Raw genomic sequence first — 16,243 nt, 5'->3', positions numbered from 1 at the left:
TCAGTTCATCTTGTAAATCGTGTCGTGAAACCGGCCGAGCGAGTCTAGCCAGACATATAGGTTATCCTGAAACTGGCAGTCCGCCATGCCGCCATATTCCATGTTAAGGTCCATTTCGAGAACGGCCATCTTGTCTTTGGTTAAATAGGCACGGGTAAAGCGCCGTTTTTCGTTCCACTCGTTAATTTCTTTCATTCCGACTTTGATTTTCTCGAATCTGATGTTGAACGCCAGGCTGTGGAACCCTTCGTCATTTTTGTAAAAATCGATGTAGTAAAACAGTTCGCCATCAAACACTTTGAAAGAGGCATCATCGACTTTTTCGAATTTCAGTCGATAATTGTTCAGTGCATTTTCGGTGGAGGCGGGTGTTCCGGTGTTTGTGCGAACTTTTGAACAGGGCATCATCTCGGATATGGCCGCTTCCGTCGTGGCGGGCGGCGCGGGTGTGTCTTCGGCATGCGCCGTTGCGGTTGCCGCCCCGGCCAACGCAATTATCGTAAAAAACTTTGTAAGCACCTGTTCCTCCCGAGCAGCTTTCATGGCCGGTGTTCCATTCTTTTCCTCCTAAAACAAGGTTGCTGATTCAATGCGTCCATCTTGGATCAAAATCGATACGGCACCGCGCAAAAAATAATTGAAAAAAGCCCACAAAATCTGGCTTTCCGCCCTTGCGGTAGCCGGACCTTGCCCCTAAAAGCGCGGCACGTTTACGGGGGCCAAAGCGAGTCTGTTATGACTGATTTATCGCAATATTTGCCGATCTTATTATTCCTATTTGTGGCGCTTGCCCTGTCGTCGGCCTTTGTATTTTTGCCTATGGGTGTGTCGCGCCTGACCGGTTCGCACCAGCCGACAGAGGCAAAGTTGGCGGAATATGAGTGCGGATTTCCCGCATTCGAAGATTCGCGCAGCCAGTTTGACGTGCGCTTTTACCTTGTCGCCATCCTGTTCATTATCTTCGATCTCGAAGCTGCGTTCCTTTTTCCATGGGCAGTCAGCCTTGGTGAAACAGGTTGGGTTGGCTGGGGCACCATGATGCTGTTCCTTTTCGAACTGGTCATTGGCTTTATTTATGCGTGGAAAGTGGGAGCCCTCGAATGGGAGTAATCGCACAGACACCGGCGGACGCGTCCGTTCCTGATTCCGGTTTCTTCAAGGATATTGAAAGCGAAGTGAACGACAAAGGTTTTGTCGTTTCATCGACAGAAGATCTGTTCAACTGGGCGCGGACCGGTTCGTTGTGGCCGATGACTTTTGGTCTGGCCTGCTGTGCGGTCGAGATGATCCACGGCTATATGCCGCGCTACGACTTTGAACGTTTCGGTATCGCGCCGCGCGCATCCCCGCGTCAGTCCGACGTCATGATTGTTGCTGGTACGCTGTGCAACAAAATGGCGCCTGCATTGCGCAAGGTCTACGATCAGATGTCGGAACCCAAATATGTCATCTCCATGGGCAGCTGTGCCAATGGCGGTGGCTATTATCATTACAGCTATAGCGTCGTGCGCGGTTGCGACCGGATCGTACCTGTAGACATTTATGTCCCCGGATGTCCTCCGACCGCCGAGGCGCTGCTCTATGGTATCATGCAATTGCAACGTAAAATCCGCCGGGTAGGGACGCTGGAACGGTGACACATCCAGCCCCACATATTGAAAAGCCCAAGGGCACGGTTGCTGCAATCAAGAAGCTGCTGGGTAAAGACCTTGTCAGCGTTGATGAGGATAATGGCGAACTCGCGCTGCATGTGAAGCGGGATTCGCTGGTGGGTGTTTTGACCCAATTGCGCGACGAGTGCGAATATCAGCAACTGATGGAAATTGCCGGTGTCGACTGGCCCGACCGCGACCCGCGTTTTGAAGTCGTATATTTCCTGCTCAGCCTGACTAAGAACCACCGCATCCGCGTGCATGTCACGACCAGCGAAGATGTCGCTGTTCCGTCGGTGACCGGCATCTGGCCAGTCGCTGGCTGGCTGGAGCGTGAAGTGTTTGATATGTATGGCGTGCTGTTCTCTGGCAATGAGGATCTCCGCCGCATCCTGACCGATTATGGCTTTACCGGGCATCCGCAACGCAAGGATTTCCCGCTGACCGGTTATGTCGAGTTGCGTTATTCCGAAGAAGAAAAGCGCGTGAAATATGAGCCGGTGCAGCTGGCGCAGGATTTCCGCAGCTTTGACTTCCTCTCGCCATGGGAAGGTGCGGACTATGTACTGCCCGGCGATGAGAAGGTGATCAAATCAAACGAACCGCCGCGTGGCACACCGCCGCAGGTGAATGATCCCAAAACGACAGAAAAGCCATCGCAGACCGGCGCCGGAGCGGCAGCCAATGTGGAAGCTAAAAAGCGTACGGTGCGGAAACCGAAGGCGGTGAAAGAATGAACCTTCAACAGGATCTGGCCCCCACCACCGGTGACGAGGTCATTGAAAATTACACGATTAACTTCGGTCCGCAGCATCCTGCAGCGCACGGCGTTTTGCGTCTGGTCATGGAACTGGACGGTGAAATCGTGGAGCGGCTTGATCCGCATATCGGCCTGCTGCACCGCGGCACCGAAAAGCTGATCGAATATAAGACCTATTTGCAGGCGCTGCCCTATTTCGACCGGCTCGACTATGCTTCGCCTCTGGCGATGGAGCATAGCTATGTGCTGGCGATCGAAAAGCTGCTGAACCTCGAAGTGCCGTTGCGCGCGCAGTATCTGCGGGTGCTTTTCGCGGAAATGACTCGCATTTCCAACCATCTGCTCAACATCGCGCACCATGCGCTCGACGTCGGCGCGATGACTCCGGGCCTTTGGCTTTACGAAGCACGCGAAGATTGCATGGGCTTTTTTGAACGCGCCAGTGGCGCGCGTATGCACACCGCATGGTTCCGTCCCGGCGGCGTGCATCAGGATGTGCCGTTGAAGCTATTGACCGATGTTGGCGAATGGCTCGACGACCGTCTGCCGCGCCTGTTCGAAGACGCGATGAAGCTTGTCGTCGACAACCGCATTTTCAAACAGCGCAACGTCGATATTGCCATCGTCTCCAGAGAAGACTCCATCAAATGGGGCTTTTCCGGTCCGATGATCCGCGCGGCGGGCATCCCCTGGGATATCCGCAAAAGCCAGCCTTATGATGTCTATGCCAAGATGGACTTCGACATTCCCGTCGGCACACGCGGCGATTGCTACGACCGCTTCATGGTCCGCGTCGAGGAAGTGCGCCAGTCGATCCGCATCATGAAACAATGCCTCCAGCAAATGCCCGAAGGCCCTGTGTGCAGCGACGACCGCAAGATCGTCCCGCCCAAGCGCGCCGAAATGAAGCAGAGCATGGAAGCGCTGATCCACCATTTCAAACTTTATACCGAAGGCTTCAAGGTTCCGGCGGGCAGCGTCTATGTCGCCACCGAAAGCCCCAAGGGAGAGTTTGGCGTCTATCTGGTGTCGGATGGCACCAACAAGCCCTATCGCTGCAAAATCCGCCCGACGGCTTTCTCGCATCTGCAAGCCATGGACTTCATGTCGCGTGGGCACATGCTGGCCGACACGACCGCGATTTTGGGCGCGCTCGACATTGTGTTCGGGGAGTGTGACCGGTGATCTTGAGAGAAGTCCTGTTCATCGCGGCTGCCCTTTTCGGGTCATTTGCACTGGTGGCGACCTATCTTTGGCTGTTTCATAGCCACGTAAATGTGAAAGAACTCGGTTCGACCGGGGCGGCAATGGCCTTTGGCGCTTATGCCGGACGAATTTGGGGACGTAAGGAACGACATGGCTGACGCAGCACATATCCCTGACGAAGCAGAAACCCGCGCAAAGTGGGGCAATTTTGCTTTCTCGCCCGACTATAAGAAGAAAGCTGATATCTATATCGGCCGCTACCCTGCTGGGCGTCAGCAATCGGCGGTTATGGCGCTGCTGGACCTTGCCCAGCGGCAGGTCGGGGAAGAAACGAAGACGCAGGGCTGGCTGCCGGTCCCGGTCATTGAATATGTCGCCCAATATCTCGGCATGCCCTATATGCGCGCCTATGAGGTTGCGACCTTCTACACGATGTACAATCTCGCGCCGGTTGGCCGCTATCATGTACAGGTGTGCGGAACGACGCCGTGCATGCTGCGCGGGTCGGACGATATCATGGCGGCGTGCAAAAACCGCGGCCTTGTCAAAGGCGCGACCACGCCTGACGGCCTGTTCACGCTGACCGAGGTCGAGTGCATGGGCAACTGCTCTTCCGCACCGATGGTCCAGATCAACGATGATAATTTCGAAGATCTCGATTATGACAGCATGACCGCAATTCTGGGCGACCTTGCCGACGGCAAGCAGCCCAAAATTGGGACGCAATTGCCCGGACGGCATACGGTGGAGCCCTATGGCGGTCCGACGACATTGAAGGCGATGGTCGACAAGAACCATGATTATCGGGGTGAGTGGTAATGGAATGGCTCCCCTTGGTCGGCGTTCTGGTCGCCGCATTCGTCGCTTGGAAACTGCTGACGGGCATCATTAAGCTGGCGGTAATCGGTCTGATTATTGCGGGCGGTGCCTGGTTCATGCTCGGAGGATTGGGTTGATGCTCCACGATAAAGACCGTATTTTTACGAACCTCTATGGCTATCAGGATTTCGGCCTGAAAGCAGCGCAGAAGCGTGGGGATTGGGACAAGACTGCCGCCCTGATGAAGGTCGGGCAGGATGCGATTATCGAAGAAGTGAAAGCTTCCGGCCTGCGTGGGCGCGGCGGGGCAGGGTTCCCTACGGGGATGAAGTGGAGCTTCATGCCCAAAGCCCCGACGCCCGAGCGTCCCAACTTCCTCGTCATCAACGCCGATGAATCCGAGCCCGGTTCGTGCAAGGACCGCGAAATCATCCGCCACGATCCGCACAAGCTAGTCGAAGGTGCGCTGATCGCCGGTTTCGCAATGCGCGCACGCGCCGCCTATATCTACATTCGTGGCGAGTATATTTTCGAAGCCAAGGTTCTCGAAAAGGCTGTGGCCGAGGCGTATGCCGCCGGTCTGCTTGGCAAAAATGCCGCCAAATCGGGCTATGATTTTGACGTCTTCGTCCATCGCGGCGCGGGCGCCTATATTTGCGGCGAAGAAACCGCCATGATCGAAAGTCTGGAAGGCAAAAAAGGCCAGCCGCGCCTGAAACCGCCATTCCCGGCAGGCGCCGGTCTTTATGGCTGCCCGACGACCGTGAATAATGTGGAGAGCATCGCGGTGGTTCCGACCATCCTGCGGCGCGGTGCCGCGTGGTTCAAAAGCTTTGGCCGTGAAAACAACCATGGCACGAAACTTTTCCAGATTTCGGGCCATGTCGAAAAACCCTGCGTCGTCGAAGAGTCGATGAGCATTCCTTTCCGTGAGCTGATCGAAAAGCATTGCGGCGGCGTGCGCGGCGGGTGGGACAATCTGCTCGCGGTGATCCCCGGCGGATCTTCGGTTCCGCTGGTTCCGGCGGCCATGATGATGGACGTGCCGATGGATTTCGACGGCTGCAAGGAAGTTGGCTCCGGCCTTGGTACTGCGGCCGTCATCGTAATGGACAAGTCCACCGACATCGTCCGCGCCATTTCGCGCTTGTCCTATTTCTACAAGCATGAAAGCTGCGGCCAGTGCACACCGTGCCGTGAAGGCACAGGCTGGATGTGGCGTGTGATGGAACGTATGCGCACCGGTGATGCGGCGGCGTCCGAGATCGACATGCTATATGAAGTTACCAAACAGGTCGAAGGCCACACCATTTGCGCGCTCGGCGACGCAGCAGCTTGGCCGATCCAGGGCCTCATCAAGCATTTCCGCCCAGAGATGGAGCGTCGGATTGCGGAGAAGCATGGTGACAATATGTTGGAGGCGGCGGAGTAGTTATGCCTAAAGTCACTGTAGACGGCCTCGAAATCGAAGTCCCCGCTGGCGCGACCGTGCTGCAGGCGTGCGAGCTTGCGGGCAAGGAAATCCCGCGCTTCTGTTATCATGAGCGGCTGTCCATTGCGGGCAATTGCCGCATGTGTCTGGTGGAGGTTGCTCCCGGTCCGCCCAAGCCGCAGGCAAGCTGCGCACTGCCCGCGACCGAGGGGCAGATTATTAAGACCGACAGTGCGATGGTCAAAAAGGCACGGGAAGGGGTGATGGAATTCCTCCTGATCAACCACCCGCTCGATTGCCCGATTTGCGACCAGGGCGGTGAATGCGATTTGCAGGACCAGTCTGTGGCCTATGGCCGGGGTGCCTCGCGCTATGACGAAAACAAGCGTGCGGTGACTGAGAAATATATGGGCCCTATCGTCAAGACGGTGATGACCCGCTGCATCCAGTGCACGCGCTGCGTCCGCTTTGCCGAAGAAGTCGCCGGCATTGAGGAAATCGGCGCGATTGGTCGCGGCGAGAATATGCAGATCACCAGCTATCTTGAGCGTGCGGTGACCAGCGAATTGTCCGGCAATGTGGTCGACCTATGCCCCGTGGGCGCGCTGACATCGAAACCCTATGCGTTCGAAGCCCGTCCTTGGGAACTCAAGAAAACACCGAGCATCGACGTCATGGATGCGGTCGGCACGAACATTCGTCTCGACAGCCGTGGCCGCGCCGTGCTGCGCGCTTTGCCGCGGATCAACGATGATGTGAATGAAGAATGGGCGTCGGATAAAACCCGTCACGCTGTCGATGGCCTAACCCATCGTCGCCTCGACAAGCCTTATGTCCGCAAGGACGGTAAGCTGGTCGCCGTAAGCTGGGCCGAGGCGTTCGACGCCGTGAAGGCACATTGGTCGGGCGAAGCCGCAGTGCTTGCCGGTGATCAGGTCGATTGCGAAACGATGTTCGCAGCACGTGAACTGGCAGGTGCAGCGATGCTCGAAGGGCGTCAGACCGGTCTTGCCTATGACACTTCGTCACTGAGCGCTGTCAATTTCAATACAACCATCGCCGGCATTGAAAATGCCGACATCATCCTGCTCGTGGGCAGCGACCTGCGCCGCGAAGCCGCGCTAGTGAACACTCGCGTGCAGAAGGCCGTCCGCAAAAAAGGCGCGAAGGTTTTTGCGATCGGTCCGGTGACCGACCTGACCTATAAGGTCGAGTGGCTGGGTGACGATCTATCGACACTTACCAAAGCGCCAAAGGCGTTGGCCGATGCATTGAAGGCGGCTGAGCGTCCTGCGATCATCGTCGGCGGTGGCGCGTTGCGGTATGAGGGCGTGCATGGCGCAGCGTTGGCTTTTGCCAAGAAATACAAGTTGGTGCGCGATGGCTGGAATGGCTTCAACGTCCTCCATTTCGCGGCAGCCCGCATGGGCGGCCTGATGCTGGGCTACGCCTATGAAGGTGGCATCAAGGCTTTGGCCGCGAAAGCGCCAAAACTGGCTTTCTTCCTCGGCGCGGATGAAGTCGACTATAGCCTCTTTGCCAAAACGTTCAAAGTCTATGTGGGCCACCATGGCGACCAGGGCGCGCGGCATGCCGACGTTATCCTACCCGGTGCAGCCTATAGCGAGAAGTCCGGCACTTATGTGAACCTCGAAGGTCGCGTCCAACGCGGCGAACGTGCGGTATTCCCGCCCGGCGATGCCCGTGAGGATTGGGCGATTTTCCGCGCGCTTTCCGATGTGCTCGGCAAGCGTTTGCCGTTCGATAGCCTCGACGCGTTGCGCGCCGAAATGGCAAAAGCCGCTCCCGCTCTCGGCGTCGAAGGTCTGGCCAATTATGGCTGGAGCGAACCCAAGCTGTCCGCCACCGTCAGCGGCAAGATCGCCGACTATCCCGTGAAGGATTTCTACCTGACCAATGCCATCTGCCGCGCGTCGGAGACGATGCAACGTTGCTCGGCCGAATTGGTGCATGGTGAAGAGTTTCTGGAGGCTGCGGAATGACCTCTTTCTTCCAATCTCTCGGCATGTCCTATGAAGGTGCGTGGTTTACCGCGACCATCGCGGGAATTTTGCTAATTGCATTTCCGTTGATGCTCGCTGTGGCGTTGATCATTTATGGCGAACGCAAGCTTTGGGCTGCCTTTGCGCTGCGTCGTGGTCCAAACGTAGTCGGTCCCTTCGGAATTTTGCAGTCCTTCGCCGACGGTTTGAAGGTGTTCCTGCAGGAAACGATCATTCCAAGCGCGTCGAACCGGGGCCTGTTCCTGATCGCGCCGATCATCACCTTCACTGTGGCGTTGATGGCCTGGGCGGTTATTCCCTTTGGCGATGGCGTCGTGCTTGCGGATATCAATGTCGGTCTGCTCTACATCCTCGCTATCAGCAGTCTGGGCGTCTACGGCGTCGTGATTTCGGGTTGGGCATCCAACTCCAAATATCCCTTCTATTCCGCGATGCGCGCCGCCGCGCAGATGATTTCCTATGAAGTCTCCATTGGTTTTATCCTGATCTGCGTTGTTCTGTGGGCGGGCACATTTAACATGGGCGGCATCATTGCAGGGCAGAAGGGCCATGTGCTTGGCTTCATCAACGCTTATGCCCTGAACCCGCTCCTGTTCCCTATTGCGGTCATGTTCCTTATCAGTGCGATGGCCGAAACCGCGCGCGCGCCATTCGATCTGACTGAGGCGGAAAGCGAACTGGTCGCCGGTTACCAGACCGAATATTCGTCGATGGCCTTCGCGCTTTTCTGGCTCGGCGAATATGCCAATGTACTGCTGATGTGCGCGCTGAACGCGATCCTCTTCTGGGGCGGATGGCTGCCACCGGTCGATTGGGCGCCCCTCTATATGGTACCAGGTATCATCTGGTTCTTCGCCAAAATCCTCGTGATGTTCTTCATCTTCGCCTGGGTAAAGGCCACTGTTCCCCGCTACCGCTATGACCAACTGATGCGTCTGGGTTGGAAAATATTCCTACCGATCTCGCTGTTCTGGATGTTTCTGGTGAGCGGATATTTGATGCTGACACGATATGACTGCAAAGACAGTGAACGCATGTACATCAGCCAAGTGACTGACGTTGAGAAGGGCAAAACCTACACGGCGGAAAAGCCTGCCAACCGTTGGGATGGCATCTGCAGAAGCGAACTGAATGTGGCTGGAAAGGCCAGTAAATGACCACCATTGCCCATCTCATCAAATCCTTCACCCTGTGGGAGTTCGTCAAGGCGCATTGGCTGACCTTGCAATATTTCTTCAAGCCCAAGGCAACAGTGAACTATCCGTTTGAAAAGAACCCGCTTAGCCCACGTTTCCGAGGCGAACATGCGCTGCGGCGTTATCCCAATGGTGAAGAGCGTTGCATCGCGTGCAAGCTGTGCGAGGCAGTGTGTCCGGCGCAAGCAATCACTATCGAGGCCGAACCGCGTGAAGACGGCAGCCGCCGGACCACGCGCTACGACATCGATATGACGAAATGCATCTATTGCGGTTTCTGTCAGGAAGCCTGCCCCGTCGATGCCATCGTTGAAGGGCCGAATTTTGAATATGCCACCGAAACGCGTGAGGAGCTTCTCTATGACAAGAACAAGCTGCTCGCCAACGGCGACAAATGGGAACGCGCGATTGCTGCGAACCTTGCCGCCGATGCGGCCTATCGATAAGGGGCGCGGATTGTGATTCAGGTCATCTCATTTTACCTCTTCGCCAGCATCCTCATCGCGTCCGCTGCGATGGTGATCTTTGCACGCAATCCGGTGCACAGCGTGCTGTGGCTGATTGTCGCCTTTTTCAACGCGGCGGGACTGATGGTTCTGATCGGCGCGGAATTTATCGCGATGCTGCTTGTCATTGTTTATGTCGGCGCGGTTGCTGTGCTGTTCCTCTTTGTCGTGATGATGCTCGACATTGATTTTGCCGAATTGCGGGCCGGTTTTGTCAAAAACGTACCGCTTGGGCTACTGCTGGCGGTGGTGCTGGTGGCGGAACTCATTCTCGGCGTCGGTGCCTATCGCGCCGGTGCGGTCAAACTTGGCATTCCAGAAGCTGGACCGGCAACGGTGTCCGACCGCGTACCGAATATCGAGGCGATCGGGAATCTGCTCTACAGCAAATATATCTTCCTGTTCGAAAGTGCCGGTTTGATCCTGCTCGTCGCCATGGTGGGCGCGATTGTTCTGACCCACCGCCGTAGTCACGGAACAAAGGGCCAGAATATCAACAGCCAGAATATGCGCCGTCCACAGGATGCTACGCGCAACGTGAATCAACCGGTCGGGCAGGGGGTCGAACTGTGATAGGCATCGAACATTATCTGGTGGTCAGCTCCATCCTGTTTGTGATGGGCGTGCTCGGCATTTTCCTGAACCGCAAGAATGTCATCATCATCTTGATGGCGATCGAGTTGATCTTGCTCGCTGTGAATATCAACCTTGTGGCGTTCAGCGCTTTCTTGGGCGATCTGACCGGGCAGATTTTCGCGATGTTCGTGCTGACCGTCGCGGCCAGCGAGGCGGCCATCGGGCTTGCCATTCTGGTTATCTATTTCCGTGGTCGCGGCACCATTGCCGTTGACGATGTCAACCGGATGAAGGGGTAAACATCCAGTGACTTCGATACATATCATCGTTTTCCTGCCGCTCTTGGCAGCGCTGATCGCGGGTCTTGGCCAGCGTTTTATCGGTGCGGTTGCGGCCAAGACGATCACGACCGCCGGCCTGTTTACAGCCTGCCTTTTGAGCTGGCCGATCTTTATCGGCTTCCTGACGGGTGATGAAAAGGCATATGTCCAACCGGTCATGACCTGGGTCCAGTCCGGTGCGCTTGCCTTTGACTGGGAATTGCGCGTCGATGCGCTCACCGCGGTCATGCTTGTGGTTATCACCACCGTATCCGCGCTCGTCCACCTGTATAGCTGGGGCTATATGGAGGAAGATCCAGACCAGCCGCGTTTCTTTGCCTATCTGTCGCTCTTTACGTTCGCCATGCTCATGCTGGTCACCGCGAATAATCTGGTGCAGATGTTCTTCGGGTGGGAAGGCGTCGGCCTTGCGTCCTATTTGCTGATTGGTTTCTGGTACAAGAAACCCAGCGCCAATGCGGCTGCGATCAAGGCGTTTGTAGTCAACCGCGTTGGTGACTTGGGCTTCATGCTCGGTATCTTTGGCGTTTTCTGGCTATTCGGCACGGTTTCGATCCCCGATATCCTCGCAGATGCGCCGGACAAAGTAGGGTCGAGCATAGGTTTCCTCGGCTACCGCGTGGACACGATGAGCCTGCTCTGCGTTCTTCTGTTCATCGGCGCGATGGGTAAATCGGCACAGTTGGGCCTGCACACATGGCTCCCCGACGCGATGGAAGGCCCGACACCTGTGTCGGCGCTGATCCACGCCGCGACGATGGTGACCGCTGGCGTGTTCATGGTTTGCCGCTTGTCGCCGCTGTTTGAAACAAGCCAGTTTGCGCTGAACGTCGTCACGATTGTCGGTGCAACGACCGCGATTTTTGCCGCGACAGTGGGTCTGGTCCAGACCGACATCAAACGCGTTATCGCCTATTCGACCTGCTCACAGCTCGGCTATATGTTTTTCGCCGCCGGCACCGGTGCCTATGGCGCCGCGATGTTCCATCTGTTTACCCATGCATTCTTCAAGGCGTTGCTATTCTTGGGCGCAGGTTCGGTGATCCATGCGATGCACCATGAACAGGATATGCGCTATTATGGCGGCCTGCGGAAACATATCCCGCTGACCTTTTGGGCAATGATGGCGGGAACGCTCGCCATTACCGGGGTGGGCATAGTCGGTGTCGGTGGATTTGCGGGCTTCTATTCCAAGGACGCCATTATTGAGGCTGCCTTTGCCAGCGGATCGACTTACCATATGTATGGCTTTGCCATTGGCGTTATCGCCGCATTGTTGACCAGCTTCTACAGTTGGCGCCTGATGTTCCTGACCTTCTTCGGAAAGCCGCGCTGGGCAGGCTCGGAGCATATCCAGCACGCCGTTCATGACGATCACCATCATGGAGACGATCACGCCCATCATGGCGGACATGGGGACCATGGAGACGGCACCGCTGGATATCATCCGCACGAAAGCCCGCTGCCTATGCTTATTCCGTTGGGTGTCTTGACCCTCGGCGCTCTTTTTGCAGGCTTTCTGTTCCACGGTGGCTTTATTGAAGCGGAAACGGGCAAGGAATTCTGGGCCAACAGCACGCTCTATTTCAACGAGCATTTGATGCATGCGATGCATGAAGTGCCGCTATGGGTGAAATTGTCGTCAACGGTGGCGATGCTGACCGGTCTTGCCATTGCGTATCTGATGTACCAGCGCTCCGACGATGCACCGCACAAGGTGGCAACCATGTTCGCTCCTCTCTACCGTTTCTTCCTCAACAAATGGTATTTTGACGAGCTCTATAACCTGATTTTCGTCCGTCCGGCCTTTTGGTTCGGCCGCCTTTTCTGGCAGCAGGGGGACATTGGTATCATTGATAAATATGGTCCCAATGGTTCCGCCGCGTTGGTGAACTTCAGCAGCCGCATGGCTGTGCGGATGCAGTCGGGATATCTTTACACCTATGCACTGGTCATGCTTTTGGGCCTTGTCGCGGCGGTTAGCTGGATGATGGTGAAAGCATAATGAACGCCTCAGCACTCCCAATTCTTTCGATCATGCTAGCTATCCCGATGGTGGCCGCAATCGCCTGTCTGTTTGCGCGCGCCGAAACCGCCCGTCTGCTGGCGCTAGGCGCAACTCTATTCAATCTTGCATTGGGCGCTTGGTTGTGGGTCAGCTATGATCCCGCAGGTGCGCAGTGGCAGTTTGTGGAAAGCCTTCAGTTGTTTGGCCCCATAGGCTGGAAACTGGGCATTGATGGCATTTCCCTGACGCTCATCATGCTGTCGGTATTCCTGATGCCGATCTGCATCGGGGCTAGCTGGCACGCCATACAAAAGCGTGTTGGTGAGTATATGGCCGCGTTTCTCCTGATGGAAACGCTCATGATTGGCGTATTTGCGGCCCAGGATCTGCTGTTATTCTACATCTTCTTTGAAGCCGGCCTGATCCCGATGTATCTGATCATCGGCATCTGGGGCGGGGCAGAGCGGATTTACGCCTCTTATAAATTCTTCCTCTACACGCTTCTCGGCTCGGTCGTAATGCTGATCGCCATGTTGTGGATGATCCAGACCGCCGGAACCGCGGACATACCGACGTTGCTTAATACCGATTTTCCGGTCGAGGCGCAGAAATGGCTCTGGCTGGCGTTCTTTGCGAGCTTTGCCGTAAAGATGCCGATGTGGCCGGTCCACACATGGTTGCCGGATGCCCACGTTCAGGCGCCGACCGCCGGTTCGGTGATCTTGGCGGGCGTCCTGCTGAAAATGGGCGGATATGGCTTCCTGCGTTTCTCGCTTCCGATGTTCCCGGAAGCGAGCGCGGACTTCATTCCGTTGGTTTTCGGCCTGTCGATGGTCGCCGTGGTGTACACGTCGCTCGTTGCGCTTGTTCAAAACGATATGAAGAAGCTGATCGCCTATTCGTCCGTCGCCCATATGGCAATTGTGACCGTGGGTCTGTTCACTTTCAACCAGCAAGGTATTGAAGGCGCGATTATCGTTATGTTGAGCCATGGTCTGGTCTCGGGCGCGTTGTTCCTGTGCGTCGGGGTGATCTATGACCGGCTGCATACCCGCGAAATCAACCGTTATGGTGGGTTGAGCATCAATATGCCCAAATATGCACTGCTCTTCATGCTCTTCACAATGGCGAGCGTAGGGCTTCCAGGAACCAGTGGCTTTGTGGGCGAGTTCCTGTCGCTGGCGGGGGCTTATAAGGTTTCGACCTGGGCGACCTTGATCGCAACAACAGGCATCATTTTGGGTGCGGGCTATATGCTGTATCTCTATCGCCGGATTGCCTTTGGCGAACAGAAAAACGCCGATGCGGCGGCAATGTCTGACATTGATGGTCGGGAGATGTGGTTGCTCGCGCCGATCGCTGCGGCTGTGCTCTGGATGGGCGTCTATCCCGAAAGTTTCCTGGCTCCGATCCGCCGCGATGTTGCAACGATTGTCGCTCGCATTGAACGTGCGGCACCTGCTGGGGACAGCAAATTGAAGGCCAATGATCCTACCACGGCCAAATATCGGGTCGGGGGCCATGGCGAAGAAAAGAACAAGGCTGAGGGGAGCCACCACTAATGGACCTTAATGCTTCACTTTTCCTCGTTCGTCCCGAGGTTATTCTCAGCTTTTCCGCTCTGGTCTTGCTGCTTCTTTCTGCATGGCGGAGCGAAGCTGGCCGGTTGGCGAGTATCTTGGCCGTTGCTGCGCTGGTTGGCGCTGGTGCCTATGTAGTCCAGTTTATGGCGGCAGGTACCGATGCCTTGGCGTTTGACGGTCTGATCGGCAACGATGCCTTTGGCAATTTTGCCAAAATATTGATCTACTTCGCCGCCGCCATCTCGCTGATGATCGCCCCGCGTTTCCTAGAAAAAATGGGTGCGATGCGTGCGGAATATCCCGTACTGATCCTGCTTGCTGCCACTGGCATGGGCATCATGGTGTCGGCGACGGATCTGGTGACGCTCTACATCGGGCTCGAACTCAACAGTTTGGCTGCTTATGTCCTGGCGAGTTTTGCGCGCTATGACGGACGTTCGGCCGAAGCAGGTTTGAAATATTTCGTACTCGGCGCCTTGGCGAGCGGGATTTTGCTCTTTGGTATGTCGTTGCTGTATGGCTTTGCCGGCTCTACCAGCTTTAGCGCGATCGGTTCAGCCCTGAATGGCGACATCAGCCTTGGAATGATATTCGGCATCGTATTTGTTCTGTCCGGCTTGGCCTTCAAGATTAGCGCCGCGCCTTTCCACATGTGGACACCGGATGTGTACGAAGGTGCACCGACCCCGGTAACCGCCTTCTTCGCGAGCGCCCCGAAGGTCGCGGCGAGCGCATTGCTGATCCGGATTGTCATTGAGGCGTTCGGAAACGAAGCAATGGTCTGGCAGCAGATTGTCATCGTCGTGGCTCTGATGTCGATCATCATCGGTGCCGTCGGCGCAATTGGGCAGCAGAATTTGAAACGCCTTCTGGCTTACAGTTCTATCAACAATATCGGCTTCATCCTCATCGGCTTGGCTGCCGGGACGGAGCAGGGTGTTGCAGGGATGCTCGTCTATCTTGCGATCTATGTCGCCATGACATTGGGTAGCTTCATAGTGCTGATGCAGTTGAAAGCGCATGACGGATCATATCGGGAAACATTTGACGACATCGCTGGACTTTCGAAAACCCGTCCCGCTTTAGCTGCCGTCTTCGCCATCTTCATGTTCAGCCTTGCGGGTATTCCTCCGTTGTTCGGTTTTTGGGGGAAGCTGGTGGTGTTTCAGGCCGCTGTGGCTGCAAACTTGCTTCCGCTTGCCGTGGTCGGGATTGCGGCGTCAGTAATCGGAGCGTTCTACTATCTGAAGGTCGTCAAGGTCATGTATTTTGACGAGCCGGCAGATGTGATCGCACCGTCCGACGATGCGGTCTTGAGCTGGACCGGCGGCATTATGGCTGCGGCGGTGTCGCCGCTAGGCTATCTCGCCATTCCTATTCTGGCGGCTCTGTCGGCACAAGCGGCAAGGGCGCTCTTCTGAACCCCATTTTCGAAGAAGTTGCATTAACCGGGTCGACCAACGCCGACCTGCTGCAACGTGCAGCTGTTGGCGCGCCGGAAGGTCTTTGGCTTCGCGCTGATGCACAGGACGGCGGTCGTGGCCGTATGGGACGCAGTTGGGAAAGCCCCGCTGGCAATCTGTTCGCCAGCACCATCGTACGCCTGCAACCGACCGATCCGCAGGCGCCGTCTTTGGCGTTTGTTGCTGCCTTGGCGGTGCGCGACACGTTGCACCAAATTGCACCAGAATGCGTCGTGCAGATCAAATGGCCAAATGACGTTTTGTCGGCAGACGGTGCCAAATTATGCGGTATCTTACTCGAACGGACGGGTGACGCGGTTGTTGTTGGTATCGGTATCAATTTAACCTCGTCACCCGAGATTCCGGGGCGTGCGACATCCAATCTGAAAGCACTTGGCGTCCTGCCACCGCATCCGCAAGCCGTCGTCGAGATTTTGGCGTCTAGCATGGCAATCTGGTTGGCGCGCTGGCGACAATATGGCCTGCAGGCATTGACCGCCGAATGGCAAAAGGCGGCCCATCCCATCGGAACGGCGTTATCGGTGCAGTTACCCGATGGTGCCCGTGAAGATGGACTTTACGCAGGGTTGACCGCAGAAGGTGCACTTCAGCTTCGCTTGGCGGATGGGTCGATCCATGCCATTCATGCCGCCGATGTTTTTCTAGTTTAAGCAGAG

General features: G+C 56.2%; 18 protein-coding genes. 17 read left to right on the top strand and 1 reads right to left on the bottom strand.

Going from position 1 to position 16,243, the window contains the following annotated elements:
• Window positions 1–543: a YbjN domain-containing protein gene (locus EUU25_RS04360; protein ID WP_158898636.1), complete on the bottom strand. Its 543-nt coding sequence runs from the start codon at window positions 541–543 to the stop codon at window positions 1–3.
• Window positions 544–735: 192 nt separating this feature from the next.
• Between EUU25_RS04360 and ndhC the strand changes: the two genes are divergently transcribed.
• From ndhC to EUU25_RS04275, 17 genes are read left to right on the top strand one after another with little or no spacing between them, the layout of a single operon-like run.
• Entirely contained in the window at window positions 736–1,110 is a 375-nt protein-coding gene (gene ndhC / locus EUU25_RS04355; protein WP_158898634.1) for an NADH-quinone oxidoreductase subunit A, read from the top strand.
• Complete coding sequence (locus EUU25_RS04350) at window positions 1,101–1,637, top strand: NuoB/complex I 20 kDa subunit family protein (RefSeq protein WP_158898632.1); 537 nt, start codon at window positions 1,101–1,103, stop codon at window positions 1,635–1,637. Before ndhC ends, EUU25_RS04350 begins: the two co-directional genes overlap by 10 nt.
• Window positions 1,634–2,389, top strand: a complete 756-nt coding sequence (locus tag EUU25_RS04345; RefSeq protein WP_158898630.1) for an NADH-quinone oxidoreductase subunit C — start codon at window positions 1,634–1,636, stop codon at window positions 2,387–2,389. Before EUU25_RS04350 ends, EUU25_RS04345 begins: the two co-directional genes overlap by 4 nt.
• Window positions 2,386–3,597 carry an NADH-quinone oxidoreductase subunit D gene (locus tag EUU25_RS04340; RefSeq protein WP_158898627.1) on the top strand — a complete coding sequence of 404 codons (1,212 nt, stop codon included), beginning with the start codon at window positions 2,386–2,388 and terminating at the stop codon, window positions 3,595–3,597. The genes EUU25_RS04345 and EUU25_RS04340 overlap by 4 nt, the downstream gene beginning before the upstream one ends.
• Window positions 3,594–3,776 (top strand): hypothetical protein, encoded by a 183-nt coding sequence (locus tag EUU25_RS04335; RefSeq protein WP_158898625.1) that lies wholly within the window; start codon window positions 3,594–3,596, stop codon window positions 3,774–3,776. Before EUU25_RS04340 ends, EUU25_RS04335 begins: the two co-directional genes overlap by 4 nt.
• A complete protein-coding gene (locus tag EUU25_RS04330) occupies window positions 3,769–4,437 on the top strand; it encodes a complex I 24 kDa subunit family protein (protein WP_158898623.1) in 669 nt (222 codons plus the stop codon). The genes EUU25_RS04335 and EUU25_RS04330 overlap by 8 nt, the downstream gene beginning before the upstream one ends.
• Window positions 4,437–4,574, top strand: coding sequence for a hypothetical protein (locus EUU25_RS04325; protein ID WP_158898621.1), 138 nt, complete (start codon window positions 4,437–4,439; stop codon window positions 4,572–4,574). The genes EUU25_RS04330 and EUU25_RS04325 overlap by 1 nt, the downstream gene beginning before the upstream one ends.
• Complete coding sequence (gene nuoF / locus EUU25_RS04320; protein WP_158898619.1) at window positions 4,574–5,869, top strand: NADH-quinone oxidoreductase subunit NuoF; 1,296 nt, start codon at window positions 4,574–4,576, stop codon at window positions 5,867–5,869. The genes EUU25_RS04325 and nuoF overlap by 1 nt, the downstream gene beginning before the upstream one ends.
• Window positions 5,870–5,871: 2 nt before the next feature.
• On the top strand, window positions 5,872–7,872 hold the full coding sequence (gene nuoG / locus EUU25_RS04315) for an NADH-quinone oxidoreductase subunit NuoG (RefSeq protein ID WP_158898618.1): 2,001 nt from the start codon (window positions 5,872–5,874) through the stop codon (window positions 7,870–7,872).
• The gene (gene nuoH, locus EUU25_RS04310) at window positions 7,869–9,050 is read left to right on the top strand and encodes an NADH-quinone oxidoreductase subunit NuoH (RefSeq protein ID WP_158898616.1); all 1,182 of its coding nucleotides are present in this window, start codon (window positions 7,869–7,871) and stop codon (window positions 9,048–9,050) included. Before nuoG ends, nuoH begins: the two co-directional genes overlap by 4 nt.
• Complete coding sequence (nuoI, locus tag EUU25_RS04305) at window positions 9,047–9,535, top strand: NADH-quinone oxidoreductase subunit NuoI (RefSeq protein WP_143775498.1); 489 nt, start codon at window positions 9,047–9,049, stop codon at window positions 9,533–9,535. Before nuoH ends, nuoI begins: the two co-directional genes overlap by 4 nt.
• Window positions 9,536–9,547: 12 nt before the next feature.
• Window positions 9,548–10,168 carry an NADH-quinone oxidoreductase subunit J gene (locus tag EUU25_RS04300; RefSeq protein WP_158898614.1) on the top strand — a complete coding sequence of 207 codons (621 nt, stop codon included), beginning with the start codon at window positions 9,548–9,550 and terminating at the stop codon, window positions 10,166–10,168.
• The gene (gene nuoK / locus EUU25_RS04295) at window positions 10,165–10,470 is read left to right on the top strand and encodes an NADH-quinone oxidoreductase subunit NuoK (RefSeq protein ID WP_143775500.1); all 306 of its coding nucleotides are present in this window, start codon (window positions 10,165–10,167) and stop codon (window positions 10,468–10,470) included. The genes EUU25_RS04300 and nuoK overlap by 4 nt, the downstream gene beginning before the upstream one ends.
• A gap of 7 nt (window positions 10,471–10,477) precedes the next feature.
• Window positions 10,478–12,517: an NADH-quinone oxidoreductase subunit L gene (nuoL, locus tag EUU25_RS04290; protein ID WP_158898612.1), complete on the top strand. Its 2,040-nt coding sequence runs from the start codon at window positions 10,478–10,480 to the stop codon at window positions 12,515–12,517.
• Window positions 12,517–14,082 carry an NADH-quinone oxidoreductase subunit M gene (locus tag EUU25_RS04285; protein WP_158898610.1) on the top strand — a complete coding sequence of 522 codons (1,566 nt, stop codon included), beginning with the start codon at window positions 12,517–12,519 and terminating at the stop codon, window positions 14,080–14,082. Before nuoL ends, EUU25_RS04285 begins: the two co-directional genes overlap by 1 nt.
• Entirely contained in the window at window positions 14,082–15,524 is a 1,443-nt protein-coding gene (nuoN, locus tag EUU25_RS04280) for an NADH-quinone oxidoreductase subunit NuoN (protein WP_158898608.1), read from the top strand. Before EUU25_RS04285 ends, nuoN begins: the two co-directional genes overlap by 1 nt.
• The gene (locus EUU25_RS04275; RefSeq protein ID WP_343032390.1) at window positions 15,521–16,237 is read left to right on the top strand and encodes a biotin--[acetyl-CoA-carboxylase] ligase; all 717 of its coding nucleotides are present in this window, start codon (window positions 15,521–15,523) and stop codon (window positions 16,235–16,237) included. Before nuoN ends, EUU25_RS04275 begins: the two co-directional genes overlap by 4 nt.
• Window positions 16,238–16,243: the final 6 nt, after the last annotated feature.

The sequence above is a fragment of the Sphingorhabdus lacus genome (genome assembly GCF_009768975.1).
In the GTDB taxonomy this organism is placed as follows: domain Bacteria; phylum Pseudomonadota; class Alphaproteobacteria; order Sphingomonadales; family Sphingomonadaceae; genus Sphingorhabdus_B; species Sphingorhabdus_B lacus.
The sequence above is the reverse complement of the archived record's forward strand: the minus strand, read 5'-3'. Positions and strand labels throughout refer to the sequence as shown.